Source organism: Pseudomonas floridensis (genome assembly GCF_002087235.1).
Taxonomy (GTDB): domain Bacteria; phylum Pseudomonadota; class Gammaproteobacteria; order Pseudomonadales; family Pseudomonadaceae; genus Aquipseudomonas; species Aquipseudomonas floridensis.
The window spans coordinates 38,052-63,253 of the sequence record NZ_MUIO01000040.1 but is presented as its reverse complement, the minus strand read 5'-3'; the positions used below and the strand labels follow the sequence as shown (position 1 = coordinate 63,253).

General features: G+C 57.8%; 28 protein-coding genes and 1 tRNA gene. 12 read left to right on the top strand and 17 right to left on the bottom strand.

Features of this window, described 5'->3' with window-relative positions; translation table 11 throughout:
- Positions 1-10: 10 nt before the first annotated feature.
- The 6 genes from sctL to BZK31_RS12090 all read left to right on the top strand — a co-directional run bounded on the left by sctL (position 11) and on the right by BZK31_RS12090 (position 3,956).
- A complete protein-coding gene (sctL, locus tag BZK31_RS12115) occupies positions 11-592 on the top strand; it encodes a type III secretion system stator protein SctL (RefSeq protein WP_083182977.1) in 582 nt (193 codons plus the stop codon).
- A 79-nt stretch (positions 593-671) separates the two neighbouring features.
- Positions 672-896: a type III secretion protein gene (locus BZK31_RS12110; RefSeq protein WP_083182975.1), complete on the top strand. Its 225-nt coding sequence runs from the start codon at positions 672-674 to the stop codon at positions 894-896.
- Positions 883-1,314, top strand: a complete 432-nt coding sequence (gene hrpG, locus BZK31_RS12105; RefSeq protein WP_167377936.1) for a type III secretion protein — start codon at positions 883-885, stop codon at positions 1,312-1,314. The genes BZK31_RS12110 and hrpG overlap by 14 nt, the downstream gene beginning before the upstream one ends.
- Before the next feature lies 1 nt (position 1,315).
- On the top strand, positions 1,316-3,406 hold the full coding sequence (gene sctC / locus BZK31_RS12100; protein WP_083182969.1) for a type III secretion system outer membrane ring subunit SctC: 2,091 nt from the start codon (positions 1,316-1,318) through the stop codon (positions 3,404-3,406).
- Positions 3,403-3,606, top strand: coding sequence for an HrpT family type III secretion system protein (hrpT, locus tag BZK31_RS29715; RefSeq protein ID WP_083182967.1), 204 nt, complete (start codon positions 3,403-3,405; stop codon positions 3,604-3,606). The genes sctC and hrpT overlap by 4 nt, the downstream gene beginning before the upstream one ends.
- A gap of 2 nt (positions 3,607-3,608) precedes the next feature.
- Positions 3,609-3,956 carry a type III secretion protein HrpV gene (locus BZK31_RS12090; protein ID WP_083182965.1) on the top strand — a complete coding sequence of 116 codons (348 nt, stop codon included), beginning with the start codon at positions 3,609-3,611 and terminating at the stop codon, positions 3,954-3,956.
- 343 nt (positions 3,957-4,299) lie between these two features.
- Here the strand turns inward: BZK31_RS12090 and sctU are convergent, their stop codons facing one another.
- The 12 genes from sctU to sctW are packed head-to-tail and all read right to left on the bottom strand — an operon-like array spanning position 4,300 to position 14,870.
- Positions 4,300-5,379: a type III secretion system export apparatus subunit SctU gene (gene sctU / locus BZK31_RS12085; protein WP_083182962.1), complete on the bottom strand. Its 1,080-nt coding sequence runs from the start codon at positions 5,377-5,379 to the stop codon at positions 4,300-4,302.
- Positions 5,376-6,170 (bottom strand): type III secretion system export apparatus subunit SctT, encoded by a 795-nt coding sequence (sctT, locus tag BZK31_RS12080; RefSeq protein WP_083182960.1) that lies wholly within the window; start codon positions 6,168-6,170, stop codon positions 5,376-5,378. The genes sctU and sctT overlap by 4 nt, the downstream gene beginning before the upstream one ends.
- Positions 6,171-6,437 carry a type III secretion system export apparatus subunit SctS gene (sctS, locus tag BZK31_RS12075; RefSeq protein ID WP_083182958.1) on the bottom strand — a complete coding sequence of 89 codons (267 nt, stop codon included), beginning with the start codon at positions 6,435-6,437 and terminating at the stop codon, positions 6,171-6,173.
- A 7-nt stretch (positions 6,438-6,444) separates the two neighbouring features.
- Positions 6,445-7,098, bottom strand: coding sequence for a type III secretion system export apparatus subunit SctR (gene sctR / locus BZK31_RS12070; protein ID WP_083182955.1), 654 nt, complete (start codon positions 7,096-7,098; stop codon positions 6,445-6,447).
- On the bottom strand, positions 7,095-7,526 hold the full coding sequence (locus tag BZK31_RS12065) for a FliM/FliN family flagellar motor switch protein (protein WP_083182953.1): 432 nt from the start codon (positions 7,524-7,526) through the stop codon (positions 7,095-7,097). The genes sctR and BZK31_RS12065 overlap by 4 nt, the downstream gene beginning before the upstream one ends.
- Complete coding sequence (locus BZK31_RS12060; RefSeq protein WP_083182951.1) at positions 7,516-8,232, bottom strand: type III secretion system protein; 717 nt, start codon at positions 8,230-8,232, stop codon at positions 7,516-7,518. Before BZK31_RS12060 ends, BZK31_RS12065 begins: the two co-directional genes overlap by 11 nt.
- Entirely contained in the window at positions 8,229-8,852 is a 624-nt protein-coding gene (locus tag BZK31_RS12055) for a type III secretion system HrpP C-terminal domain-containing protein (protein WP_083182949.1), read from the bottom strand. Before BZK31_RS12055 ends, BZK31_RS12060 begins: the two co-directional genes overlap by 4 nt.
- 6 nt (positions 8,853-8,858) lie before the next feature.
- Positions 8,859-9,305 (bottom strand): type III secretion protein, encoded by a 447-nt coding sequence (locus BZK31_RS12050; protein WP_083182947.1) that lies wholly within the window; start codon positions 9,303-9,305, stop codon positions 8,859-8,861.
- 2 nt (positions 9,306-9,307) lie between these two features.
- Positions 9,308-10,657, bottom strand: a complete 1,350-nt coding sequence (locus BZK31_RS12045; protein ID WP_083182945.1) for a FliI/YscN family ATPase — start codon at positions 10,655-10,657, stop codon at positions 9,308-9,310.
- Entirely contained in the window at positions 10,654-11,634 is a 981-nt protein-coding gene (locus tag BZK31_RS12040) for an FHA domain-containing protein (RefSeq protein WP_083182944.1), read from the bottom strand. Before BZK31_RS12040 ends, BZK31_RS12045 begins: the two co-directional genes overlap by 4 nt.
- Before the next feature lie 33 nt (positions 11,635-11,667).
- Positions 11,668-13,767, bottom strand: coding sequence for a type III secretion system export apparatus subunit SctV (sctV, locus tag BZK31_RS12035; protein ID WP_083182942.1), 2,100 nt, complete (start codon positions 13,765-13,767; stop codon positions 11,668-11,670).
- Positions 13,767-14,870, bottom strand: a complete 1,104-nt coding sequence (gene sctW / locus BZK31_RS12030) for a type III secretion system gatekeeper subunit SctW (RefSeq protein ID WP_083182940.1) — start codon at positions 14,868-14,870, stop codon at positions 13,767-13,769. Before sctW ends, sctV begins: the two co-directional genes overlap by 1 nt.
- Before the next feature lie 247 nt (positions 14,871-15,117).
- Here sctW and BZK31_RS12025 point away from each other — a divergent pair, with 247 nt between their 5' ends.
- The 3 genes from BZK31_RS12025 (at position 15,118) to BZK31_RS29430 (ending at position 18,714) form a co-directional block, all read left to right on the top strand.
- Positions 15,118-15,672 carry an RNA polymerase sigma factor gene (locus BZK31_RS12025; RefSeq protein WP_083182938.1) on the top strand — a complete coding sequence of 185 codons (555 nt, stop codon included), beginning with the start codon at positions 15,118-15,120 and terminating at the stop codon, positions 15,670-15,672.
- A gap of 85 nt (positions 15,673-15,757) precedes the next feature.
- Positions 15,758-18,028 (top strand): type III effector HrpK domain-containing protein, encoded by a 2,271-nt coding sequence (locus BZK31_RS12020; RefSeq protein ID WP_083182936.1) that lies wholly within the window; start codon positions 15,758-15,760, stop codon positions 18,026-18,028.
- A gap of 326 nt (positions 18,029-18,354) precedes the next feature.
- A complete protein-coding gene (locus BZK31_RS29430; protein WP_157900727.1) occupies positions 18,355-18,714 on the top strand; it encodes a hypothetical protein in 360 nt (119 codons plus the stop codon).
- Positions 18,715-18,929: 215 nt separating this feature from the next.
- Here BZK31_RS29430 and BZK31_RS12010 read toward each other — a convergent pair whose 3' ends face one another.
- From BZK31_RS12010 to BZK31_RS11995, 4 genes are all read right to left on the bottom strand, one after another.
- The gene (locus tag BZK31_RS12010) at positions 18,930-19,325 is read right to left on the bottom strand and encodes a PA0061/PA0062 family lipoprotein (RefSeq protein WP_244182671.1); all 396 of its coding nucleotides are present in this window, start codon (positions 19,323-19,325) and stop codon (positions 18,930-18,932) included.
- Between the two features lie 84 nt (positions 19,326-19,409).
- On the bottom strand, positions 19,410-19,715 hold the full coding sequence (locus BZK31_RS12005) for an antibiotic biosynthesis monooxygenase family protein (protein WP_083182931.1): 306 nt from the start codon (positions 19,713-19,715) through the stop codon (positions 19,410-19,412).
- Between the two features lie 292 nt (positions 19,716-20,007).
- Positions 20,008-20,544, bottom strand: a complete 537-nt coding sequence (locus BZK31_RS12000) for an ATP-dependent zinc protease family protein (RefSeq protein ID WP_083182929.1) — start codon at positions 20,542-20,544, stop codon at positions 20,008-20,010.
- Between the two features lie 738 nt (positions 20,545-21,282).
- Positions 21,283-21,693 (bottom strand): hypothetical protein, encoded by a 411-nt coding sequence (locus tag BZK31_RS11995; RefSeq protein WP_083182928.1) that lies wholly within the window; start codon positions 21,691-21,693, stop codon positions 21,283-21,285.
- A 307-nt stretch (positions 21,694-22,000) separates the two neighbouring features.
- Between BZK31_RS11995 and BZK31_RS30100 the strand changes: the two genes are divergently transcribed.
- Positions 22,001-22,705, top strand: a complete 705-nt coding sequence (locus tag BZK31_RS30100) for a helix-turn-helix domain-containing protein (protein ID WP_244182670.1) — start codon at positions 22,001-22,003, stop codon at positions 22,703-22,705.
- A gap of 94 nt (positions 22,706-22,799) precedes the next feature.
- Here the strand turns inward: BZK31_RS30100 and BZK31_RS11985 are convergent.
- A tRNA-Leu gene (locus BZK31_RS11985) sits at positions 22,800-22,884 on the bottom strand.
- 117 nt (positions 22,885-23,001) lie between these two features.
- Between BZK31_RS11985 and queA the strand changes: the two genes are divergently transcribed.
- Together queA and tgt are read left to right on the top strand one after the other, a co-directional pair.
- Positions 23,002-24,066 carry a tRNA preQ1(34) S-adenosylmethionine ribosyltransferase-isomerase QueA gene (gene queA, locus BZK31_RS11980; protein ID WP_083182926.1) on the top strand — a complete coding sequence of 355 codons (1,065 nt, stop codon included), beginning with the start codon at positions 23,002-23,004 and terminating at the stop codon, positions 24,064-24,066.
- A gap of 14 nt (positions 24,067-24,080) precedes the next feature.
- Positions 24,081-25,196, top strand: coding sequence for a tRNA guanosine(34) transglycosylase Tgt (gene tgt / locus BZK31_RS11975; protein ID WP_083182924.1), 1,116 nt, complete (start codon positions 24,081-24,083; stop codon positions 25,194-25,196).
- The last annotated feature ends 6 nt before the right edge of the window (positions 25,197-25,202 follow it).

The following is a 25,202-nucleotide window of genomic DNA, read 5'->3' as shown; positions in this document are numbered from 1 at the left end:
GGAGTTTCCCATGCTCGCCAAACGCAGTATTGCTCTGACGAACGCTGCGCTGCTGCCTGAACCGATCATGCGCCGTGAGGCGATTGCTGACAGCCTGTTGGCTCAGGACATCCTGGCCAACGCACACGTACAGGCCCGTCAGATGCTGTCTCAACAGCAGGAAGAAGCGGATCGCCGTCAGCAGCAGGCGCTGGCTGAATTCTGGACGTCCGCCAACGCTTTTCTGGCCGAGCTGCAGGCGCAGCGTCAAGTATTGCAGCAACAGGTGATGGAAAGCCTGGAGCATCTGTTGACCGACGCCCTGAAACAGCTGTTGGACGAGACTTCGCTCGCCGAGCGTGCGCGGGCGCTTAGCCGCAACCTGGCCGCAAGCCAGCTCAACGAAGTGGGCGCCACGCTGAGTGTCCATCCGGACATCGCCGACAGCGTCGCCGAATGGCTGACAAAAAGCCGCTTCGTCGAGCACTGGCAGCTCAAGCGTGATGCTTCGATGCCCCGTGAAAGCCTGCGCCTGAGTGACGCCAATGGCGCCTTCGATATTGACTGGGTGACGTTGCGCAATGGTCTGACGGGCTGCAATGCGTCTACCTGAAGACACTCTTGCGGCAATGATGGAACCGCTCCAGTCGTTTGCTCCACTCAAGGTCTGAACCTTTCTGGAGCATCTGGACATGATAAATTTCAAATCCCTGCAAAATAACCTCGACAACACGCTGACGAACGCACTATCCGACGTGGACGACGCTCTGGGCAGCGGTAACGGTCCTATTTCCGCAGACGATATCGACGCCTTCAGTGAGGCGAGCCAACAGGCCGCTGTCGCTTCCAACGTCGCTGACCAGTGCCAGCAAGCCGGCTATAAGCTGACCAAAAATGTCATCGATGGATTTCAGTGATTTCGCGCAGGTCGTTGGCCAATGGTGTGACCAACGGCCGGTGACGCCGCTGGACTGCTGGGTCGACGACGCCAACGCACGTCTTGAAGTGGTTGGCGACGGCGTACGTTGCAGCATCGAGTTGCTCGATCCATTCGATGCCAACGACCCCCAGCGTATGGAGGCGTTGCTCAGCCACGGCGGTGCGAGTCTGGCGTGCGCCTGTGATGGCGCGTTTGCCATTGATCCACAGACCCGTTGCATGGTCCTGGTCAGCTGGATCCCCAACCCCTGCAACGTCAACGATCTGCTCGAACGTCTGGAAAGTCTGGCCAATCAGCGTGCGGCCTTGCTCAGCCTGATGCACGTCACCATCGTCGATACCGCGCCCGGTTTCTCCGGACGCACGACCCTCAATTACCGGCAACCGGGAGTGTGAAATGCGCAAGGCTTTGATGTGGTTGCCTTTATTGTTGATCGGGGTGATTCCTGCGACATGGGCGGTCACGCCTGAATCCTGGAAGCACACGGCCTACGCCTATGATGCCCGGGAGACTGAACTGAGTACGGCGCTCAGCGATTTCGCCAAAGAGTTCGGGATGGCACTGGACATGGCGCCCATCTCGGGAAAGCTCGACGGCCGTATCCGTGCCCAGAACCCCGAAGAGTTTCTCGATCGACTGGCTCAGGAGTATCACTTTCAGTGGTTCGTCTATAACGACACCCTGTATGTAAGCCCGGCCAGTGAGCACACCTCGGCACGCATCGAAGTGTCCTCCGATGCCGTGGACGACTTGCAGACAGCGTTGACCGATGTGGGGCTTCTGGACAAACGCTTTGGATGGGGCGCGTTGCCCAACGAAGGCGTCGTGCTGGTTCGCGGTCCGGCGAAGTATGTCGACTTTGTTCGCGACTACAGCAAGAAAGTCGACTCACCGGATAAAGGCGAAAAGCAGGACGTTGTCGTATTTCCCCTCAAGTACGCCAACGCGGCGGATCGCACGATTCGGTATCGCGATCAGGAACTGTCAGTCGCCGGTGTTGCCAGCATCCTTCAGGAGCTTCTGGATACCCGCTCTCGTGGCGACTCCCTCAGCGGGATCAACCTGTTGGGTCACAGTCGCTCGAACGGCGGATTTGAAGAGGGTGGCGGCTCGAGTGAACCGAGTGTGCCTTACAACCTGAATGCCAACGGCATCGACACCGGCGCTCTGCAGCAAGGCCTGGACCGGGTCTTGAGCTACGGCAGCAAGAAGCCTGGAAAAGGCAAGTCTGGAGGCCGTTCGAACATTCGTGTCAGTGCCGACGTTCGTAACAACGCCGTTTTGATCTACGACTTGCCCGATCGCAAGGCGATGTATGAAAAGCTGATCAAAGAGCTGGACGTTCCACGCAACCTGATCGAAATCGATGCGGTGATTCTGGATATCGACCGTAATGAGCTGGCGGAGCTGGCAAGCCGCTGGAACTTCAAATCAGGCGGCTTCAATATGTTTGACGCAGGCACGACGTCGACACTGTTTATCCAGAATGCCGGCAAGTTTTCTGCCGAACTGCATGCCCTGGAAGGTAACGGTTCGGCTTCGGTGATCGGGAACCCCTCGATTCTGACGCTCGAGAACCAGCCTGCCGTGATCGACTTCAGTCGTACGGAATACATTACCGCGACGTCCGAGCGTGTGGCCAATATCGAGCCCATCACGGCCGGGACCAGTCTGCAGGTCATCCCGCGTTCACTGGATCACGACGGCAAACCTCAGGTGCAACTGATTGTCGACATCGAGGACGGTCAGATCGACGTGTCAGACATCAACGCCGACCAGCCTAGCGTTCGCAAAGGCAACGTCAGTACCCAAGCGGTGATTGCCGAGCATGGTTCATTGGTCGTCGGCGGATTTCATGGGCTTGAGGCCAACGATAAGGTTCACAAGATCCCGCTGCTGGGCGACATTCCCTACATCGGCAAGCTGCTTTTCCAGTCGCGCAGCCGTGAAATCAATCACCGTGAGCGTTTATTCATCCTTACGCCGCGATTGATCGGCGATCAGGTAAACCCGGCGCGCTATGTGCAAAACGGAAATCCGCACGATATCGATGCCCAGATGAAAACCATTAAGGAGCGTCGTGACGGTGGCGACCTGCCCACCCGTAACGATGTGCAGAATGTCTTCACTCAAATGGTCGACGGCGTTGCGCCGGCCGGCATGCGTACGGGCGAAGCGATGCCGTTCGAAACCGACAGCCTGTGCGATCCTGGCGAGGGGCTGACGCTAGATCAGACGCGCTCGCAGTGGTTCGTCCAGAAAGGTTGGGGGGTTGCAGTGGTCGTAGCACACAACAACACCGACAAGCCGGTACGTATCGATGAAAGCCGATGCGGCGGTCGCTGGGTGATCGGCGTGACAGCCTGGCCTCACGCGTGGGTACAGCCGGGCGAAGAGAGCGAGGTGTACATCGCTGTGCGCCAGCCTCAGATATCGAAAATGGCCAAGGAAAGTAGACCTTCGCTGCTTAGGAGAGCCGCACCATGAAGAGCCGTAGCATTGTCATATTGCTCGTTCTGCTCGCAACCCTGGCAGGGTGCACGACCAATGGCTGCAAGGGATATGCCTGCAAACGACCTGACTCCAGCAACCGTGAGCTGGTGATCTGGTGGCCGCCAGACATGCGTCAAGGTGTGGATGATAGTGATCACGAACAGGACTATACCGTTGTGCAGTTAAAGGATTAGAAATGATAGAGGTAACGGAAAAAGTGGCGTTCTATACACAGGTCGCCGCTCAAAACCCTGCCGTATGGCCCGTGGCCAACGGGGTTGCGTTCGTCAGCCGTCGTGAGTATCACGATTGGGGTATCGCGCTGCACATCGAAGGTCGGGCACTGCGTCCCGAGCAACTGCGTGAAGCATTGCAACTGAGGTTTTCCGAAGCAGAACGGTTCAACAACTACTTTCTGTTCCTGGATATCCAGCGGGATTTCGTTGTGTGGCACGCGGTGAGTGATGCACCGGACTCGGTGACCAACCTGGACGAGATCCGGCGTCATGAGCTGATCCTGGCCGGACTGGATCATCTGGCCTAGTCCTTTCACAACGCTTTGCCAGACTGAAAGATGACCGCTTCCGCAATGTGGAGGCGGTTTTTTTTGCCTTGGCGTTCGCTGCAATGGCTTCGGTTGGCGGTCCTTCCGCTGACGTGAGGGACGACCCATGTGAGCGTCCGCGAATGCCGTGGCGCAACAGCGCTATTAAGCGGGGATGGACAGCCCTTTCGCGGACAAGTCAGCTCCCACGGTTTCGAGCCTACGCCTGCCCGCAGGGCGTGGGAGCTTTCGGAGGTGGCGATGGGCTGCGCAGCAGATCCTGGGTTGCATCGGATATACAGGCTGTGGGATGCGAGTGTGGTTGAGGAGAACGGGGGCTGACCTACAGCTCGACTTCGACCTGGATCACTTCGTCGGTGACTTCGTCCAGTTGACGAACCACTTTGTAGATGTGTCCCACGGCCTGAAGGGTAGGGCGGGGGATATATTTACCTACTTTGACCCGGTACAGCGTGCGTGCCAGCCAGATGCTTTGCACCACGGGAATGCCGGCCTTCTTGGCTCTGGCGATCAGCGCCAGTGCCTCTTCGTCTTCACCTTTGCAATGAATCAGCGGCAGAGGCGTTTCACCCGGTCGATAGTACAGCGCTACAGCGTAATGAGTGGGGTTGACCAGCAGCATGTCGGCATCCTCCACCGGATTGGGCGCCGCAGAGGGTTCCTGGTTGAGAATTTCATGGGCCAGTTGCCGACGATGGCCTTTGACGTGTGGATCGCCCTCTGACTGTTTGTATTCTTTCTTGATGTCTTCGTGGCTCATGCGCAGTTTTTTGGCATGAAAGTATTTCTGCATCGCGAAGTCGACCAGCGCGATTGCCAGCAGCAGGCCCAGAATCACTCGAAGAATGTGCCTGAACAGCTCGACCAGTGCATGCCAGTAAGTCACCAGATCGCTGTTGGCCATTATGATCAAGCTACCCAGCGCCGGCTTTACCTGACTGTACAGCGTTGCCGCAATGGCAACCGCCTTGAGAATACTGAGCAGCAGCGTAGTAATGTTCTGCCCCGAAAACATCTGCTTGGCGTGAGAGAAAGGATTGATTTTGTTGATGTCGATCTTCAATGCCTTGGGCGCAAACAGAAAGCCGATCTGCACCCAACTGCTGACCAGGCGCATGAGCATTGCCAGGCCGACGCTGCACAAGGCGAAGCTGATCAGCACCGACAGACCTTCACTGGCAAGAAGCTCGACCGCCGAAAAGAAAGAGCGGTCGATGCCCTTGAACGAAAGTACCAGCAAGCCCTGCAGGCGATTGACGCTTTCGTCGGCCAGGCCGAGCGTCACTTCGCTCACGGCCATCAGGATCATCAGTTTGCCCAAGTCCTGACTCTGACCGACCTGGCCTTTTTCCCGTGCATCACGTAGTTGCTTGGGCGTGGCCTTTTCCGTTTTTTCACTCACGGCACTTGCACCAGCAGGCCGAACACAGACTTCAGATCGGCCAGTTTCAGCAACTGACCATTGCCCAACTCCAGCAGCGTCGGTAGATAAACCAGCAAAAAGGCAAGGCCAGCCATGCTCTTGGCCGGCATCGACAGGATGGACACATTCAACTGCTGCGCGTAAAGACCGACGATGGCAAACGCAGCCTCGATCAACAGTAGCAGCGCAATGAAGGGCGCGGCGTACAGCATCATGTGTTGCATCGTCTGGTTCAGTTGCTCAAGGAAGACATCCAGGCCTTCGGCTGTCATGCCCGGGAGCCAGGCCGTGGGTGGCCAGATGGTATAGCTGTCCCAGATAACCTGGGTGATCAACGACAGTCCACCGGTAAGGATCACCAGCATGATCATGGTTTCCTGGAACAACTCGCCCAGCGGTGTCGCATCCGGACCCAGGCCGGGGTTTATCTGCCCGCCGCTCAATGCGCCACGTTGGCTGTCGAGCAGCGCGCCGACCGAAGCGAACATCCAGAACGGGGCATACAGCAGCAGCCCCATCAAGGTCCCCAACACCGATTCCTTGATGATCAGGCCGCCGATCTCGAACCAGTTACCGTCCATAGAGGCCAGCGCACGGCTGATGGCGGGTGCAGGGACCATCGAGATCGATGCCAGTACTGCGTAGCGCAAGGGACCTTTGAGGTATTTGAAGCAGAAGGCCGGTACCAGCATCATGCAAGGCAACAGACGTGCCATCGCCAGCGCCATGCCCTGCAAGAGTTCATAAATGTACTGCGCGTCGAAGGGCATCTAGTGACTGACCCCGGACCGTGCAATCAGGTCGAAGGCCATGTTGATGAACTGGATGAGCTCGACACCGATCCAGCGGCCGGTCATGGCCAGCGTCAGCCCGACCGCGCCCAGTTTGATGCCAAATGGCAGTGTCTGGTCCTGAACCTGCATCAGGGCTTGCAGCAGCGAGGTGATCGTCCCCACCAACACCGCCACGGCAAGAGGAGGCGCGGTGAGAATCACCACCAGAAACATGCCTTGCTTGAACAGCGCCAACGCTTCCATGACCGCCTCACATATACGAATAGAAGAGGCTGTCGAGCAGGCGTGACCAGCCCGACACCAGCACGAATAACAGCAGCTTGAGCGGCAGGGAAATGGTCATCGGCGATACCATCTGCATACCCAGGGCCAACAGCAGGTTCGAGACAATCAGATCGATGACGATGAACGGGATATAGATCAGAAAGCCGATTTCGAATCCGGCCTGCAACTCTGAGAGTACAAAAGCGGGGATCGCCAGCAACAGATCTTCCTTGGTTGCCTGATCGGCCAGCTCCTTGGGCCACATGCGCTGGGTGTTTTCCAGCAAGTGGGCGACCACGTCCGGGTCAGTGTTGCGTGTCATGAAGCGTTGCAACGGTTCGATGACGGTTCTCAGGCTGGCTTGCAGCTTATCTGCGCTACCCAGCTCCAGAGGGTGATCATGCACCCGTTGCTGAATCTCATGAGCCACCGGCGCCATCACGAACATCGTTGCCGCCAGCGCAATGCCGTACAGCGCCATGTTCGGCGGAACCTGCTGGACCCCAATGGCGTTACGGGTGATCAGCAGGGTCATGGCAATCTTCAGGAACGCCGTGCAGACGATCAGCAAAAACGGTATCAGCGACAAGGAACCGAGCATCAGCGCCAGCAGGATCGGGTTCACCCCGTCCATGATCATGGCTGGGTCACCATCCGCGTGATCTGCAGACCGAGCCGGCCATCGACATCCACCAGTTCGCCCTCGGCCACGACCCGCTCGCCGTGACATAGCGTGGCATGCCCCGGCGCGATGCCGGCGACCTCCAGGACCGTGCCAGCATCCAGGCGTCGCAATTCGCCCAGGGTCAGCTTGAGCTGGCCGCAACGAAGGGTCAGCTCAAGTGCAAGACTCTCGAACGTGGTCTGTTCGGGTGAGTAATCATTGGCAAATACCGGTTGTGCTTCGTCAGCGGGATCAGCGTCCGGCCATGCCTCGGCATTCGGTTGTGTGTATTGATCGTCATGCGCATACGAGCTTGCGCCGGATCGGTCCTCCGGCGTATCGGCTGCATCGTCAAGGTCGTCCAGGTGTTCGACTTCGTCCTGGTAAAGATCCTCAGTACTCATGGTGACCATGCTCCTCGTGGCTAAGCCGCAGAAATAATTGCTGTGCCTGACTGTCGGTGTGCGCGGCCCACTGTCGCCCGCCGAGCGTCAGGCAACCCTGGCCTGCGCTGTCGAACTGGCAGCGGGCGGGCAACACCACGTCTCCGGGGCGCAGCGAGGCCAGTTCACTGAGCGTCAGTGCCAGTTCGCCGATGATCAGCGGTGTGGTCACTGTCCAGGTGTCATCGACAGGCTGTTGCCGAGCCTGCCAAGGCGCAGCGTGCAGCAGCCTGAGCAACGTTTCAGGCGCGCAGTGCATATGGGCATGAATCGACTCTTCGGCAAGACGGACCTGAATCCGGCAGCCGAAAGAACCGATGTCGGAGGCGTCGAACAGTGGCTCGACAGGTGCTAGCAACGCGGCAATCGAGGGACTCAGGCACTGGTTGAAAAATTGCCAGTACCAGCCTTGCTGCTCACCGTTCAGCGTCAATGGCGCGTCGCCCAACAGGCTCAGTACCGCCTCGGCATCGCCCAGACACAGCGCGCCGACAGCACTGTTTAGCCATACGCCATCCGTCGGTGCATCCGCCTCGACAACCAGCGGCAAGAGCGTCAGCTCACCGCGCTGGCCCTGAGCTTCGAATGCCAGACGCTGTCCGGCGCCCAGTTCGCGTGTGGCTCGAGCCAGCAGCGGATCGACCTTGCGCAGATGCAGCGCGCTCATGCGTCAAGGTCTTCATGGAAGTCGAGGTCGACGTCGTGACCCAAGGCTTGCGCGAGCGCATCGCGGCAGGCACTTGCCTGGCCGTTTACCCGTTTGAGGACGTCGCGACGGCTGAAGCCCAACTGGATGTTCCAGCGGTTGTCGGTTTTTTCGGCGTTGACGCGCACCTGACCCAGGTTCGGCATCAGCAGCGTGAAATTGAGGGGGCCGACGGGCTGCTGCGGCAACCGCTGGCTCAGTTCATCGATCAGTTGCGCAGGCACCGGTTCCGTTTTCGTCGTGAAGTCCAGGCTGCCGCCTGCAAAGCTCTGTTGATCAGGCTCTTCGCTTACCGGAGGCACCAACAGTTGCGAGAAGAACAAACCGTCGGCACTGATGGCATCGTCCCGCAGCGAGCCATCCGCAGGTGAACGGCCTGCGTGCGAATCGCCGCGGCCGACGCTGGCAGCGGGGCGCTTTTCGCCGCTGGGCATCACTGCACGGGTAAACGGTGTAGTGCGCGAGTGCGTCGCGGGTGCCGGTGTCCGCTCCGCCTGTTCTTCAGGTGCTTGTCGGTCGATCGCTGGTGTGGCTGGAGGTGCCGGCGGTGCTGTTGTTGCGTGTCTGATTGGAGTGGGCATCGGCACTTAACCTTCTTCGTTGAGTGTCTCGCTCATGCAGGCCAGTTTCTCGACTGCACGCTGAGACGCCTTGGCTTGTCGCTGTCGGTCTTCCACCAGCGCTTGCTGTTCGGATATTCGAAGTTGCTGTTGCTGAATGTCCTGGCGCATGAGGTCCAGGCGGTCGAGCATGGTTTTTTCTTTGTCGTGCCATCGGTCCAGGTCATTCAGACTGATGGTTTTTTCCAGATGAGCCTCTGATAGCGTCTCACGTCGTTGCTTTTGCCGATCTCGTTCCAGGTTCAACGACGCTCTGGTCACTGATAGGTGGTCGAGCATGGATTTCAGTTCCACCTGCGCCTGGCGTTGCGCACGTTCGGCACTGGCCTGACGGTGTTGACGCAACGGCGTAAGCAGGCCGATGACCTGCTCGAGCGCCACGCGTTGCGGATCTTCCTCGAGGGATTCGTCCATCATCACTCCGGCAATTGAGACGTGAGCTTGAGCAACTCATCCAGGGTTTCCTGCAATGGCACAGGTTCACGCAGGTCCTGACGCAGAAAGGCATTGATGGCATCGTTCAATTGAACGGCGCAGTCGGTGACCGGATCCGCACCGGCCTGGTATTCGCCCAGACGCAGGAGCATTTCCACCTGTTTATAGGCCGCCAGCAATTGGCGCAGTCGATTGTTGGCCCGCTGGTGCTCACGACCTGTCACGTTGCTGAGAATCCGGCTGATGCTGGCGGACACATCGATGGCCGGGTAATGCCCGCGTTCGGCCAGCCTGCGCGATAGCACGATGTGGCCGTCCAGCAGCGAACGCACTTCGTCTGCAACCGGATCGTTCATCGAGTCCTGCTCGATCAGTACGGTATAGAGCGCTGTGATCGAGCCGTATTCGCTCATGCCGGCGCGCTCCACCAAGCGTGGCAGCAAGGTGTAGACCGAAGGCGGCAGGCCGCCGCGCCCCAGAGGCTCGCCGGAGGCAATACCGATTTCACGCTGTGCGCGGGCAAATCGGGTGAGGGAGTCGAGCAGCAGCAGTACTTTCTGACCCCTTGCCCGGAACGCTTCGGCAATGGCGGTGGCTGTGAAGGCGGCGCGTGCCCGTTCCATGCTCGAACGGTCCGAGGTGGCACAGACCAGTACCGAGCGCGCACGCAAGGTTTCATCCAGTTCGTGGTCGAGGAACTCGCGCAATTCGCGGCCCCGCTCACCGATCAGTCCGAACACGATTACGTCGCAGCCCATGTTGCGGGCCAGCTCCGCCATCAGCGTGGTCTTGCCGCAGCCCGCGCCGGCGAACAGTCCGACACGCTGGCCTTCGCCCAGCAGAATTGCGCTGTCGATGGCACGCACGCCGGTCGGCAGGGCCGTGGTGATACGTGGACGCTGAGTGGGCGGCAGGGCGTCGGCGATCACCGGCAGTGTGGAACGGCGGTCGTCCGGGCCGGCAAAGGCACCCAGGCAGTCACCCATCAGGGGCCGACCAAACCCGTCCAGCACACACCCCAGCAGACTGTCGTCAACACCGATCCGGTGCGCAATGCCGAGCGGGCGTATTGTGGCACCGACTTGAATGCCATCCGGGGCTCCGAGCGCGCTGAGCAGTGTGCAATCCGGGGTGAAACCCACGATTTCGGCGAGCAACAGACTGCCATCTGCCTTGCTCACTTCACACAGATCGCCGACCTTTGCGGCGGGCAGCTTGCACTCCAGCAAAATGCCGCGTACAGCGCTTACCCGGCCACTGATGCGCACCGCGCTGTATTGTGAAAGTCGCGCCGTGTGATGTGCTTTCCATTGGGTCAGCGCGGCATTCACCAGGTCACCTCAACGTGACGGTCGCCATCGAACTGAAGTTTGTGCTCGTCGATTCTGGACAGACGCAGCCCGTCCACCTCATCGCCCACGTACACCCGTCGGCCGTCGGCGGTCACTAGATGGGCGTGGGGGCCGGTCAGAATCTGTACGACCACGAAGGGCAACGCGTTGCGTGCGCTGGCCACGTTATCCAGCACCGTGACGGGCGATTTATAACGATCCTTGAAGCGCTGCAGCATGCGCTGATAAACCAGCAACGCTTCGTCCTTGAGGTCACCGTCGAGCACCAGGCCTTCAGGGGTTTCTTCAATTCTGACACCGGTGAGCAGGCGTTCGCTGAGCATCGTATTGAGCTGGTGCCGGACGGCATCAGGGTCGGCCAGGCGGATGCGGTTGTCGGGCGACTGACTGCCTGCAGTGGCAGCCGTTGGTGATGTTTTTTCTGGTGCCGTCGAGGCAGACCGGGTGACCGCCGCCACCTGAGCCACTTCCGGATCCAGGGCACTGGGTGCAGGGCGTGTCAGGCTCCATGCGCTGCCGATGACGCCGATCAGCAAACCGGCGATGATTCCGGTCGTGCGATTCAGCAGCTTTTGCGAACGTGTCTGAACCTTTTCCAGCGGCGCGGTATTGCGCGCCGGTTCCGGTTCGGCTGCTGCAGGAATGATCTGCGGTACGACAGGCCACTCATCGTCGGCCGGTGAAACGCACAACCATACTGTGCCCAGCATGAATGCCTGATTGAGGATCAATTCCGCGCTCGCTCGGGCCTGACCTTCTTCGTCGCATACCTGCCCCTCTTCACCCTCCAGAAACCAGCTGTCACCCAGGCGCTTCAGGCGACCATGAAGACGCTCGACGCCTGGGTCCTCCAGCGCCAGGTCCTGCTGTTCGGCTGAGCCGATCGACCATTGCTCACCAATCAGGGGCAACGCTGCGCCTTGGTGATGACCGTTCAGTACGCGTAATTCAAACATCCGACTCTCTCCCTGTGGCCGAGCGTTTCAGGCTCAGGCCGCGTGCTCGTTATCCAGCGGCTCGAGATCATCTTCCAGGTCGAAACGACCCATGACTTTGACCTTGGCCGCGTTGCTGATTTCGGCGAAAGACAACACCGGGACGTGATAAAACTCTTCCTTGAGCAAGTTGCGCAGCGGGCTGCGCAAGTCCTGCGCGACCAACAGAACCGCCTGCTCGGGCGCCCGCAGAGGGAACGCCATGTGCAATTGCTGTACGAGCATCTGGCTGATTTCATTGTCCAGCGCAAAGAATGTTTCGGTCTGAGTCTGACGCAGGCCATCGCGCAGCAAGCCTTCGCTTTCCGGCGTCAACAGCCACACCAGCAGACCCTCGGAGCCACAGTACTGATGGTAAATCTGTGACTTGAGCGCAATGCGCACGTAATCGGTCAGCACACTGATATCGCGTTCGTGCTGGGCATGCTCGATCAGTGTCTCGGCGATGACTCGAAGTGCGCGCAACGGCACACACTCCGAAGCCAGTCGTTGCAGAACGGCGGAAAACCGCGTCAGGGTCAGTACCCGCTGAATCTCCTGAGACAGTTCGGGCTGCTCGGATTCCAGCCAGCTGAGGATGGCTTTGGTTTCCTGCAGGCCAATGAACTGTGGCCCGCAGGATTGAAGCGCACGCTCCATGCGCTCGATGATCAGGGTTGTCGAGCTGATGGCGGAGAGTTGGTTGTCCTGCAGTTCAGGCGCGTCGGCAGGCAGCCAGACCCATTGTTCTTCCTGACGGTCGCTATTACCGGGAATGACAGGCGTCGTGTTTTCGTGTCCCAGTTGACGCGCATCCACCGCCACATGGGTCTGGGTGAAAGTTGCCTTGACCATAGGCACTTCATACACCGTGAAGCGGAACTCATCTGGCTGCAGATACTGGACCTGCTCGATGACGAACGAGGGCAGGGTAAGGCCGTAGTTGACTACCAGACGATTACGCCGTTGCCGTATTTCGCTGACCAGCGCCTCGACCTGCGCCAGGTTCTGACCTGGATGAAACTGCAGAACGAACTGACGGCTGGGAGAGAAGGTGCGCAAGTCTTCCTTGCCGTTCATTTCCGGAGCGACCGCTACGGCGCCGTCCTGCTGTTTCTTGGGCTTGGCCCGCTGCAGTTGCAGCATGCCGCCAGCACCACAGATGATGGCAATGGTAATGAATACCCCGGTCGGCATGCCGGGCAAAGCGGCGAAACCCAGCATGGCCACGGCCGCAATGATCCAGGCCTTGGGCTGGCTGGTGATTTGTTCGGCGATTTCGCGACCGATGTTGGCTTCCACACCGGTTTCGGTGTTGGGCACGCGCGTAATGATCATCCCGCACGTCACGGAGATCAGCAGCGCCGGGATCTGCGCAATCAGGCCGTCACCGATGGTCAGTACGGTGTAGAGCTGAAGTGCGTCACCAGCGCTCATGCCGTGCTGCACCACGCCGATCGAAATACCGCCGATCATGTTGATGGCCACGATGATCAGGCTCGCAATGGCATCGCCATTGACGAATTTCATCGCACCGTCCATGGCACCGAACAACTGGCTTTCCTTGTTCAGTTCGGCTCGTCTCCTGCGCGCTTCATGTACGGTAATGAGGTTGGCCCGCAGGTCACTGTCGATCGACATCTGTTTGCCGGGCATGGCGTCCAGCGTGAAACGCGCACCCACTTCGGCGACCCGTTCTGAGCCCTTTGTGATCACCAGGAAGTTGACCACGGTCAGGATCAGGAAGATCACCAGACCCACCGCCAGGTTGCCGCCGACCACGAACTGGCCGAACGCTTCGACGATGTGGCCGGCGTCCTGATTGAGCAGGATCAGACGGGTAGTGGAAATCGACAGGGCCAGACGAAACATGGTCGTCAGCAGGAGAACGGCCGGAAAGGTCGAAAATGCTAGCGGCCTGGGCAGGTGCATGGCCAGCATGATCAACAAGCATGAAATGCAAATGTTGACCGCGATCAACACATCCACCAGGCCGGTCGGCAGGGGGGTGATCATCATGAACACGATGGCGATCACAAAGAACGCGCCGACCAGCTCCGATCGGCGCATGGCCGACAGCGCGATGCCGTTCAACATATTGATGAGTTGATTCATCAGGCAAGCCCCCCATACATCTGCTTCTGTTCCTTTTCGGTGAGTTCAGCCATCAGGATGAGCAGGTTGCTCAGCGCGGTCTGACGGCTTTTCATGTCCCGCCAGAGCAGGATGGGCAGTTGCATGAGCATGGGGCGCAGGCTGTTCAGGAACGCCAACTGGTGTTTGAGTTGTTCACCACCGATATGCTGGGTTAATTGCAATGTCTGATTCACATTCATACCGTTGGCCGTCAGGGTCAGCAGGTGTTTGAGGAACGCCGGGGGATCGACCTTCAGGCTGGGATTCTTGCTGCGCATCCGCCCCAGCAAGTGTTCGCAACCCCGCAATAAAGTGGCTACGTGCCGTGCGGTGGTCAGACCGTGCATCAGCGTGCGTAGCTGCTCATGAGAGGTCGAAGGTTTGATGGCCGACAGGTCGTCTGCTATGGCGATGCGCATGTCCCGCAGGTTGAGATTGAACTGTCCCGGTTCTTCCTGCTCGCCGATCAGTGCCTCGATCAGCCCGGTGACGTTCGGTTGGCCGCTGACCGCGACGCCATACAGATTGCGCAAGGCGGCGCGGCGTTTGTTGTCGATGTTCTGGCGGCCAAAGGCCCTGGCCGTATTAAGGCCTGCCCGGGCACGTGAGCCAAATATACGCCGCAGGTGTTTGAGCCGGTCGGTCAGAATTTCGTGTTCCCGCTCGCTGCCTTCCGCCTCTGCCTGCTTGCGTGCGGCTTGCAGCACCACGTAAGCCTTGGCGACGTCTCCCTCAGCGAACTCCAGCACCTGCTCGATATCGGTAGAGTCATCCTGCGCCAGCTTTTTACGCAGCACCCTGGCTGCGTTATCGAGACCGGTGTCCTCTTCGTTCATCAGGAGGTGATAGAGCTCGGCCAATTTGACGGCTCGCGATTGCAGCGCGTTTCTGCTCGCAATCAGCTCTCTTTGCCGCAGGATCCGGCTGTGCTGCACCAGTGCGGCAGCGAAGCGTGATGCCTGCTGACGAGATGTCCCTGTGGTGTAAGGATCGGTGCTCTGAATTGGCCGCGCAGCAGGCAACACATCGCGGATCGGTGCGACCGGATGGGTTGGCAAAATACGCGGAGCGACGATTTTCATAAGACGGTTCTGAGCCAGATCATGACCGCTGAGTGGGTCGTCGTATCAGTTCGGTTCCCTTATGAAGAGAGCGCAGAGGGTTGTGCCAAATGTTGTCGTCACAAAAGAGGGGGTTGCGCAAAAAAATGTATTTCAAATAATTACATAATTATTAAAAGTCTTATAAATCAATTACTTATTTTATTTTTTTTGTGTGGCACGGTTATCGCTATAGGGATTGCACACCATCACATTAAGGGCATTCTCTATGTTTCCACGCGTCGTGATCCTCGATAAGACCTCATCCAGCCAGCCTGCGTCATCGGCAGGTGTGCGACAGATGACACAGGACCAGATTCAGATGCTCAGAGCATTCATCCAGAAGCGCGTGATGAACCCGGATGACGTGGACGACATCCTGCAGTGTGTCTTTCTTGAAGCATTGCGCAGTGAACACAAGTTCCAGCACGCCAGCAAACCGCAGACCTGGTTGTGTGGTATCGCGCTGAATCTGATCCGCAATCACTTCCGCAAAATGTATCGCCAGCCTTATCAGGAAAGCTGGGAAGACGAGGTTCATTCTGAACTGGAAGGGCACGCTGATGTGGGTCATCAGGTGGACGGGCACCGACAGTTGGCTCGGGTCATCCAGGCCATCGGTACCCTGCCTTCCAATATGCAGAGGGTGCTTGAGGTTTCACTGGAGATGGACGGCAATTACCAGGAGACGGCAAGCAGCCTGGGAGTGCCGATCGGTACCGTACGTTCGCGACTGTCGCGCGCCCGGGTCCAGTTGAAGCAGCACATCGACCCGTTCGCGTGAAAGACGGATTTCGCGAGGGAGTTGGAACCGACTCAGGTCGTCGGCCACACAGTGATGAACCTTCACTTTTGGACGGCGACCTCCCATGCGTATATCCAGTCCCCCCATCCTCAGCGGTAATGTCCCTCAATTCACCTCTGACGAACTGGCTGATCCGTCGCCGCTTGCCAGAAGTCCTGGTGCCTCGAGCGGCGGCGTACAGTTCGGTCAATCCGGGCAAAGCCTTTCCGAGTTGCTTAACAGTGCCGACGATACGGCATCGTCTGTAGCATCCTTTTTTTCCCCGAGCAGGACATCGGCCAGCAGCAGTTTCGGCCTGACCGACTTTTCGTCCGTCGGCTCGGTCAGTTCGGCCAGCAGTACGACCGGCAGTGATGCTTCTGACCCGGCCAATGCGCCCAAGGCGTCCGACGCGTCGTTTCTCGACGACTCCAAGTACTCTTCCCCCGAAGCATTGAAGCGTTGGGAGCCGATGGTTGCCCATCTGCCACCCGAAGAACGTGAGCAAGCTGCCAAAGAGCTCAACCGACCTATCGCCGCGGCATGGATGGCCCGTGAAAACGGACCTGAAGCGGCCCGGGCCATGGAGTTCATCAACGCGAACCCGGCTTTGAAAACGGCGGTGGACACCGCGCAGGGCGGCGGCAACGCGGACGGCAAGATCACCAATAAAGATCTCAAGACCTTCGCCAAAAACATGGAGAAAGCGGCGGACGCGGCCGACAAGGACGTGGAAAAATACCAGAAGGACAATCCCGACGCGGATCCGCAATCTCTGGAAATGGTACGTAATGCCGCAGTCATGCGCGCCAACATGCCGCTGGCCAAGGCAGCCGATCCTCACAATGCCGTGGGCGCCGAGGACAAGACCGATGTAGATGACAACGTCGGGGCCGAAGACCTGAAAAATCTGGCCGCCAACAACCCGGGTCTCTCCGGAGCGCTTAAACAGTCCTGCAGCACCTGGTCGCAGTCCGGCTTTCTCGGGCAGCTTGACGAGGCTGGAATGAAAGGGCGGGCAAAGGCCGCACATAGCCCGGATCAGTTATTCAACGCAAAGAACCTGAGTGAGTGGATCAGGAAAAGCGCGCCCACCAATGGTGGTCAGTTCGCGAGCATGTTGAGTGATGCCGCAACGCTCAACTCCGTTGCGGGTATCGACATCAGTAAGCTGGGCGCGGACGTGTTTGATAATCCGAAAGCTTATACCGGAGCCCAAAAAGCTGCGGTGATGATCAAGCTGCAACAGACACAGCAAAGCGTCATTGCCGGGCGTGAACTGCGTAATACCGAAAAAACCGAGGAAGGCCTTACGGACCGGATTGGCCGATTGCAGGCTGATCCCGACGTGCAGGCCTTCCTCAACAAAAGCGTTCCCGAGCAAGAGCGCAAGCTGGTAAGCAGTGATTCTGCGCTGGAGGATGCGGTCGTCAAGCAGGCGCAGAACGTCAACAGCGGTAAGGCACTGCAGACCGATATGGCGACCGCCGACAAGGCGGTCAACAAGCACAATCCGAACCCGGATTACAGCAACGCTATCAATGGCCTGTCCGCCCAGTTGCAATTGCAGCAAGACCTGTTTCCCGACACTCAAGTGCCGAGCCCTCGAGAGGTAGTGGCCAAAAACCCGCAACTGGAGTCGACAATCAAAGACTCCTATATGAACAATTTTGCAAACGGTGGTGCGCTCAAACAGCTTCTTGGCCAGAAAAAAATCGATGGCGAACAGGCTGTGCAAATGATGGCTGGCCAGAAAGCAGCCTACGACAGCGTATTGTCCAGCGACGTTACAGACAGTGTGAAAGAGGATTACGCGAACTCCACGGCACGCGAGCTGCAGGACTCCAAGAAAGGCCGCAAGCTGCTGGAAGGCAAGACCGACGAGAGCCAGGTATCCGACTTGGCGAAAGAACTCCTTGCTGGCGGTGGTCCCAAGATTCTCAGGTCTGTGATGGGCTTTGTTTCAGTAAAAGACATGCTCGCTCACGGTGACAAACTGGGAGCGGGGCAGGTGATCTACGACAGCGCCAAGTACGGTGCCGAGGCCATCAAGGGCGGTATCGATGCAGGTGCAAAGATGCTGGGCCGCGAAGCCTCGGTTGGCCTGGGCCGCATGGCCGGCCAGTTGGTCGGACGCGCGGTGGGGATGGTCGCGGGTGAAGCCGCTGGCATGGCGGCCGGCATGGCCGTGGGTGCTTCGATCCCCATCGTCGGTTGGGCCATTGACGGAGCCATGGCCTTGGGCTTCGGGATTTCAATGATCGTCGACGCCGTCAAAAAGCACAAAGCGCAGAAAGCGTTCGACCATAACGTCGATCCGGTATTGAACCAGTTCGGGATTGCGAAAGCGCATTAACCCGTCTGAAAGACCAGAGACCGGTACGCACGGCGCCCGGTCTTTAATGATCCTTTATCAATGGAAACTCGATATGAGACCCGTCGGCGGCCTGGCTGCACACTACCACCCGCCTGTGCCCGAGGCTGAGCGTCCCGTAACGCAACAAGCTGAAAGCTCATCCCGGTTTTCTCTTGCCCATTCCCCTCAAGCGCCTGCCGTTCTGGCATAGGCCCCCGAGGACACAGAAAAAGTCAGAGCCATGCTCGAAAGCTTGGTGCCTTCAAAAAATGAGGGCGCTGTAAAGCAAGCCGGAACGACCAGGTCCGATGCAGTGAGCGGCAGTCATGTGCACCGCAGTCAAATGGTGGCTTCAACCTTACGTTCGACCGCTGCACATCGAACTGCAGACTTCAAACGACCTCGCCGAGCTGACTCGCTGGTGTGAAAGCCGCTATCCGTTCAGCCTCGACCCTGCAAAAACGGCTGGCAAGGATAATAGGCAGCCTGCCAATCTGGTCGCCGAGCTGGTGGGGAATGGCAAGGCCGCCATTAAAAAGGGTCTTGATGCAAAAGGTATGAAACTGGAAGACGTCGTTATATCTGAGAGCCGAAAACACCTGCACGTAAACCTTTCGAATCGCATGGTAAAGCGCTCAATGAATACCTCAACTCCCCGAAGGGCAGTCAGATGCCTGCCGGGTTAAAGATCTACCTGGATATGCAGAAAGAGGGTAATTGTTATCCCGGGGTTCTCGGTCCAGCCTGGCCAGCCATGACCGGCTCGTAACCGTGCTACTTGCCTGTCGGCCCCTGCACCTATGTGACGCGCTCACGTTACGCCATCTTACGCGTGAACCTGAAGTCCTCGCTGGCGCTGGGTCGGAGTCGGGTTCGGAAATCCTGACAGGGCTGAGCGGGCTTACAGGCAGGGCACCTTGTCTGTCTGCGCCAGCGTAGCGCCCTTGCTGTCGACCAGACTCACTTTGACTTCCACGCCTGACCTGCTTTCGATCAGCGTGTAAAGCCCGTTTGCTAGAAACATGTCGTACTCAAGAGTGGCAACGCAGCGGCGCTGACTTTGTTGATAACCCCACGCCACGATACCCAATTCCATCGTGTGTTTTCCGGGCGACACTTCAAAGTGAGTCAGGCTCTCGGCTTGGCTGGCGTCAAGGCGCCTTGCAATCATCTCATCGCCAACCTGTGCCTCAAGATGAACGATGGCGTTATCGTTGCTGGGTACAGATATACCGGATGCACAGCCAGCGAGGCCCGACACCACTACAGTCATGACTGCATGTGCTAAGAGTTTCATGGATAACCTTTCTATGGAGGTGTGGTTAAGGTGTTTTAACTGACCAGGCCTTTAATACGTGGCTAAGCGGCGGGCCGCTAACAATTAAACGGGGCCTTCCACGTTGGCCGAAAAGCGTGCGAATGAGAGATTGGCTTCAGCCTCGATCAGGCGATCAATGAACGTCGTCATAGCGCCTTGACAGAAATGATCGAACATCTGGTTTTCGTTTGCCCAGTAACCCGTGACTATCCAGCAAGTGGGGCCCGTCATGCGTTGGCTCAGCGAATAACTTAAACAGCCTGGCGATTGTTTCAACTGTTCAATGTGGTTGAGTAATACGGTCTCGATGTGATGATCCGGACGCTCAGAGAAACTGATCTCGAGTGTGTTTATCGAGGTGATTGCCATGCTTCAAACGCCCTGGTTGCCTATTGAGTCTTTACACTGTAGGTACCTGCGCAAGAGCGTTTCAGGCACGTGATACAGATTACTGAGTTTGCTTTAAAAAGATTATCCAGCTAAAAGCTCATGCCCATGTGAAATTTACTCAGTAATCGCTTCAGTGCTGCTCGCTGGTTCTGGAGTTAAAATAAATAGCGGTCGTCGAGAAGCTTGCCAACTCCTTTTGCAGCCGACCCATTCCACTTTGGCATCGATCTTCTCGATGTCGTTGTCTCCACTGCCTTCTTCGCTCAGTTCATCACATTGAGGTCTGTGCGCTGGAAACGCAGTCAGGTTTTCCCGCCTTATATTCGACGCTAGGGTCGACCGTCGCACCGAAGCTTTTCAACGTGACGGCACCGATTAAAAAGGGATACCGGAAACCGGTTCGGTCGGTCAGGTTCACTTCAATGTCACGTAAAACGCTACCCATACACACCGACAGAATGATTGCGGGTCGTGCGGGATACGTCTTTTTGTCATTGGGTGCGCGATCAGCCGCACGGCGAATAATTTTGTCGATCCCTGCGAGAGGCTTTTCAATCACGCGATGGTCACTGCCATCGATAGCAGGGGTAAAGCTTACCCAACGCTTACCATTACGTTTGAAATACTTGATATTGCGAGCGCTCAATGAGGCTGTTTCTGCTCCGGTATCGAGTTTTGCAGGTACGTCCAGACCCAGCTCGGGGAGTCGTGCGTACTCGTACGCGCCGTACATTTTCTTTTCCGCAGAAAGGCAAAGATTTGGCAGCAGCAGAAAAATGCACAGCGCAGGAAGTATGTCGAGTCTCATAAGTTAGGGCTCAGTCAGTAAAACAGAGGGAGAAACACGAGGTGAACGGCATGAATTTTATGGCTGGCCAGTCAGTAAAACCTCTTCGCATTCACAGTATGTCTGGCTTTATACAAGCTGAATGTGAATGGTTGGATGAGAATTTTTTTAGAATGGATGACGGTCTCCACGAATGCTTAGTCGCAGTGTCTGCCAGGTTACGTCTATTTTCCTCAAGCTCGGACAAGGGTTAGATAATTGTTCCGATCGGGGGTGTGTTAGGTTTCAATAATAATTATATGATGTAAGCCATTCTAGCTGCCTTGACTGCTTATTGGTGCGAGCACGTTCTGAAACGTCCGACCACGTTTTCTTACGTTTAGTCCGCACATTGCCAAGCAAAAACGCATGCATCTCTACCACTCAGGTAAAGTCGGGAGGAGCACAACCACGCGATGCAGGGGGCTCGAAAATAATTGAGCTGGAGGGGGGAATCGCAGCTCTCGACGAGGGCGTATGAACACACCAACCGTAATGCTGGCGGAGCTTGTTCAGTGACCGTCACGCCTCATCTTCGTGTGGCGGCACGGCCACGGATCTGGAGGACTAAAGTAGTCCGATTCAATCCAGAGCGTTCAACAGGAATCAATCGAGCAACGTCCTGTGCAATCGGGCCTGTCACGGTGTGAGTGCGCTTGCCAATGGTTGCGGCAAGCGCTTTTCGCTCATGTGCGGCAGCCGGGATGGAGGCGTCGAGCCTCAGGCCGGAGCGTTGTGGATTTTTCTCGCGATTAGAGTCACGCCCTCTGTGAAGCTGTAGCCATAACCGTAGCCATATCCCCAGCCGCCGCCAGGGCGGCCTATCTGCTCGGGAAATTGGATGTTCTCGTATTTGAACTGATAGTCATAAGCACCGGACAAAATAGGCAGAATGGTCTGGATCTCATAACCGTCAGCATTGAGCAGGGCGACGGCATCCTCGATATCCTTTGACAGCCGCTCGCCATCGATCTCGCAATCCGACCAACCGGTCTGCTTCCATTGTTTCTCTTTTCGGGTTTCTTCTTTCGTCCCGAACAGGCCCCACGTCGTTTCGCCGGTAGGGACCTTGACGGTGAACTCCTGGCCAATGGGGCGAAAGTGGGCTTTTACATAAACGATCTTGTTCACTGGATTTTCCTGAGGTCCATTCTGCGGCGATTATAGCGACAAGTGCGCAAGGATGGACCGACCCGAATTCCAAACGGGCAGACCGAAGTATCCAGGAACCCGGCAGACCCGAAGGTCTCCGACGCACAGCCGCCATAACATGTACCTCAGGCTTGGCCTGATGCAGTGGGGAAGCGTATACGCCTGGATAGAGCGGATCGTCAAATCCGGTCGCTGATTGGGCAGCGAGCGGCGGAGAGATTAGCGCTGCGGGCGAGGCGTTGAAATCGGGCGTGTCTGCGGGTGGTGTCAGAAAAAGACCAGGCGCTTGTGGGCTCTGTACGAAAAGTGGCTGCGCTCGGTGATGCTGCGTTTAACACAGGCTCGGAATGCTCATTTACAGCACGTAAACTCCGCTGCCTTGCCTGACCTTCGCTCGCCGACTTTTGTGCATCATGTTTTCAGACAACGATTCCCCAAGGCATTAGTAGCCTGGGGTTCAGCAGTGGAGTCGCAGGATCGCGTCGTGACGACCGGCGGACCCTTATCCTGGATCGATCTGGCGCTGTATGTGATCGGCAGCCTCGCAGGAGCGGATGTCGCGAAACTGACCGCAGACATTTCAGTGACTGACAGTTTGCCGCTGCCTCAGTCGGTGTACGCGCCTCGGGGATTTATCAACAATGCTGATCCACTGCTGCTGGAAACAGAGCAAATCATTCGCCACGGCAGTCCCGGTCTGAACGCTACGGAGCTGGCCAAGGCCTTGAACGTGAGCGAGCGTACGTTACACAGACGATTCAAAAACCTGACCAATGAGTCGCCCAAAGAGCTGATAACGCGCGTGAGAATAGAGACCGCCTGCGTACTTCTGCAGGTGCCGGGGGCGAGCATCAAACAGATAGCGCTTGAGTGTGGCTACAACGAGGACACGTCATTTCGCCGGGCATTCATACAGGTGACAGGCATGACGCCTGCGGCCTATAAACGCTGGTCAATAGGGCGTGTCTCCATGAAAGTCGACACGTTGTAACCACTGCTTTCGAAGTCAATGGCCTGCCCGCCAGAGCCACTTTCCTGCAGACGAAAAAAAAGACCTTGAATTTCAAGGTCTTTCTTCAATTCGGTGGTGCCCCGAGGGAGAATCGAACTCCCACTTCTTTCGAAAACGGATTTTGAATCCGCCGCGTCTACCAATTCCGCCATCAGGGCTCAATGGCGGCGAAGTATAGGGATGAGTTTTCCGTTGGTCAACAGGGATTTGCGGCGGTTTTTTACTAATGCCGCCAAACCGGATAAACTTCCCGGCCCTGCTAAACGAACCCCATCATGCGCGTCGCTGACTTTACTTTCGATCTCCCCGATTCCCTGATTGCTCGTCATCCGCTGGCCGAGCGTCGCAGCAGTCGTCTGTTGACCCTCGACGGGGTGAGCGGCGAGCTGGCACATCGTCAATTCACCGATTTGCTCGAGCACCTGCGCGCGGGCGATTTGATGGTGTTCAACAATACCCGCGTCATTCCCGCACGGCTGTTCGGGCAGAAGGCTTCTGGTGGCAAGCTGGAGATTCTGGTCGAGCGCGTGCTGGACAGCCATCGCGTGCTGGCGCATGTGCGTTCCAGCAAATCGCCCAAGCCGGGTGCCTCGATTCTGATCGACGGCGGCGGTGAGGCCGAGATGGTGGCGCGGCATGACGCCTTGTTCGAACTGCGTTTTGCCGAAGAAGTGCTGCCGCTGCTCGAGCGGGTCGGGCATATGCCGTTGCCTCCTTATATAGATCGCCCCGATGACGGCGCGGATCGCGAGCGTTATCAGACCGTTTACGCCCAGCGCGCCGGCGCCGTGGCAGCACCGACGGCCGGTCTTCATTTTGACCAGCCGCTGATGGAGGCGATTGCCGCCAAGGGCGTCGAGACGGCGTTCGTCACACTGCACGTTGGTGCAGGTACGTTTCAGCCGGTGCGTGTCGAGCAGATCGAAGATCACCACATGCACAGCGAATGGCTCGAAGTCAGTCAGGAGGTGGTCGATGCCGTGGCCGCTTGCCGTGCGCGGGGCGGGCGGGTCATTGCGGTCGGGACCACCAGCGTGCGCTCGCTGGAAAGCGCGGCACGCGATGGCAAGCTGAAGCCGTTCAGCGGCGACACTGACATCTTCATCTATCCGGGTCGGCCGTTTCATGTGGTCGATGCCCTGGTGACCAATTTCCATTTGCCCGAATCCACGCTGTTGATGCTGGTTTCGGCGTTCGCCGGTTATCCCGAAACCATGGCCGCCTACGCTGCCGCCATCGAGCATGGGTACCGCTTCTTCAGTTACGGTGATGCAATGTTCATCACCCGCAATCCCGCGCCGACGGCCCCACAGGAATCGGTACCAGAGGATCACGCATGAGTCGCACCTGTCGTATGTCTTTCGAGCTGTTGGCCACTGATGGCAAAGCCCGCCGCGGTCGCCTGACCTTTCCGCGTGGCGTGGTCGAAACCCCGGCGTTCATGCCGGTGGGCACCTATGGCACGGTCAAGGGTATGCTGCCACGCGACATCGAAGCCACCGGCGCGCAGATCATTCTGGGCAACACCTTTCACCTGTGGCTGCGTCCCGGCACCGAGGTCATTAAGGGCCACGGCGATCTGCACGATTTCATGCAATGGCAGGGTCCGATTCTGACCGACTCCGGTGGTTTTCAGGTGTTCAGCCTGGGCGCGATGCGCAAGATCAAGGAGGAGGGCGTCACCTTCGCCTCGCCAGTCGATGGCGCCAAGGTGTTCATGGGGCCGGAAGAGTCCATGCAGGTCCAGCGTGACCTGGGCTCGGACATCGTGATGATCTTCGACGAATGCACGCCGTATCCGGCCGATGAGGACGTGGCGCGTATCTCGATGGAGCTGTCGCTGCGCTGGGCCAAGCGTTCCAAGGTCGCTCACGGCGAAAACACTGCGGCGCTGTTCGGCATCGTTCAGGGCGGCATGCATGAAAGCCTGCGCATGCGCTCGCTCGAAGGCCTCGATCAGATCGGTTTCGACGGCCTGGCCATCGGCGGTCTGTCGGTGGGCGAGCCCAAGCACGAGATGATCAAGGTGCTGGACTACCTGCCGGGCCAGATGCCAGCAGACAAACCTCGTTACCTGATGGGGGTAGGCAAGCCGGAAGATCTGGTCGAAGGTGTTCGCCGTGGCGTCGACATGTTCGACTGCGTGATGCCGACCCGCAATGCCCGCAACGGCCATCTGTTCATCGATACTGGCGTTCTGAAAATCCGTAATGCGTTCCATCGTCATGACGATTCGCCGCTGGATCCGACCTGCGACTGCTACACCTGCAAGCACTTCTCGCGCGCTTATCTGCATCACCTGGACAAATGCGGGGAAATGCTGGGGAGCATGCTCAATACGATCCACAATTTGCGGCACTACCAGCTGCTTATGGCTGGTTTGCGCGAGGCTATTCAACAGGGTACATTGGCCGCCTTCGTCGATGCCTTCTATGCCAAACGCGGCCTCCCAACGCCGCCTCTGGGTTGAAACAGA

Coding starts and splice junctions, on each gene's coding strand:
- sctW (WP_083182940.1), bottom strand. CDS start 14,870: ATGAAAATCGTCGCTCCGCGTATTTTGCCAACCCATCCGGTCGCACCG.
- BZK31_RS12050 (WP_083182947.1), bottom strand. CDS start 9,305: ATGGACGAATCCCTCGAGGAAGATCCGCAACGCGTGGCGCTCGAGCAG.
- sctT (WP_083182960.1), bottom strand. CDS start 6,170: ATGCCCTTCGACGCGCAGTACATTTATGAACTCTTGCAGGGCATGGCG.
- BZK31_RS12090 (WP_083182965.1), top strand. CDS start 3,609: ATGATAGAGGTAACGGAAAAAGTGGCGTTCTATACACAGGTCGCCGCT.
- tgt (WP_083182924.1), top strand. CDS start 24,081: ATGTCTTTCGAGCTGTTGGCCACTGATGGCAAAGCCCGCCGCGGTCGC.
- BZK31_RS12005 (WP_083182931.1), bottom strand. CDS start 19,715: ATGGCAATCACCTCGATAAACACACTCGAGATCAGTTTCTCTGAGCGT.
- sctC (WP_083182969.1), top strand. CDS start 1,316: ATGCGCAAGGCTTTGATGTGGTTGCCTTTATTGTTGATCGGGGTGATT.
- sctR (WP_083182955.1), bottom strand. CDS start 7,098: ATGATCATGGACGGGGTGAACCCGATCCTGCTGGCGCTGATGCTCGGT.
- BZK31_RS12020 (WP_083182936.1), top strand. CDS start 15,758: ATGCGTATATCCAGTCCCCCCATCCTCAGCGGTAATGTCCCTCAATTC.
- BZK31_RS12065 (WP_083182953.1), bottom strand. CDS start 7,526: ATGAGTACTGAGGATCTTTACCAGGACGAAGTCGAACACCTGGACGAC.
- BZK31_RS12040 (WP_083182944.1), bottom strand. CDS start 11,634: ATGTTTGAATTACGCGTACTGAACGGTCATCACCAAGGCGCAGCGTTG.
- sctV (WP_083182942.1), bottom strand. CDS start 13,767: ATGAATCAACTCATCAATATGTTGAACGGCATCGCGCTGTCGGCCATG.
- queA (WP_083182926.1), top strand. CDS start 23,002: ATGCGCGTCGCTGACTTTACTTTCGATCTCCCCGATTCCCTGATTGCT.
- BZK31_RS29430 (WP_157900727.1), top strand. CDS start 18,355: ATGTGCACCGCAGTCAAATGGTGGCTTCAACCTTACGTTCGACCGCTG.
- sctS (WP_083182958.1), bottom strand. CDS start 6,437: ATGGAAGCGTTGGCGCTGTTCAAGCAAGGCATGTTTCTGGTGGTGATT.
- BZK31_RS12025 (WP_083182938.1), top strand. CDS start 15,118: ATGTTTCCACGCGTCGTGATCCTCGATAAGACCTCATCCAGCCAGCCT.
- BZK31_RS12110 (WP_083182975.1), top strand. CDS start 672: ATGATAAATTTCAAATCCCTGCAAAATAACCTCGACAACACGCTGACG.
- hrpG (WP_167377936.1), top strand. CDS start 883: ATGGATTTCAGTGATTTCGCGCAGGTCGTTGGCCAATGGTGTGACCAA.
- BZK31_RS12010 (WP_244182671.1), bottom strand. CDS start 19,325: ATGAAACTCTTAGCACATGCAGTCATGACTGTAGTGGTGTCGGGCCTC.
- sctL (WP_083182977.1), top strand. CDS start 11: ATGCTCGCCAAACGCAGTATTGCTCTGACGAACGCTGCGCTGCTGCCT.
- BZK31_RS12000 (WP_083182929.1), bottom strand. CDS start 20,544: ATGAGACTCGACATACTTCCTGCGCTGTGCATTTTTCTGCTGCTGCCA.
- hrpT (WP_083182967.1), top strand. CDS start 3,403: ATGAAGAGCCGTAGCATTGTCATATTGCTCGTTCTGCTCGCAACCCTG.
- BZK31_RS12060 (WP_083182951.1), bottom strand. CDS start 8,232: ATGAGCGCGCTGCATCTGCGCAAGGTCGATCCGCTGCTGGCTCGAGCC.
- BZK31_RS12055 (WP_083182949.1), bottom strand. CDS start 8,852: ATGCCCACTCCAATCAGACACGCAACAACAGCACCGCCGGCACCTCCA.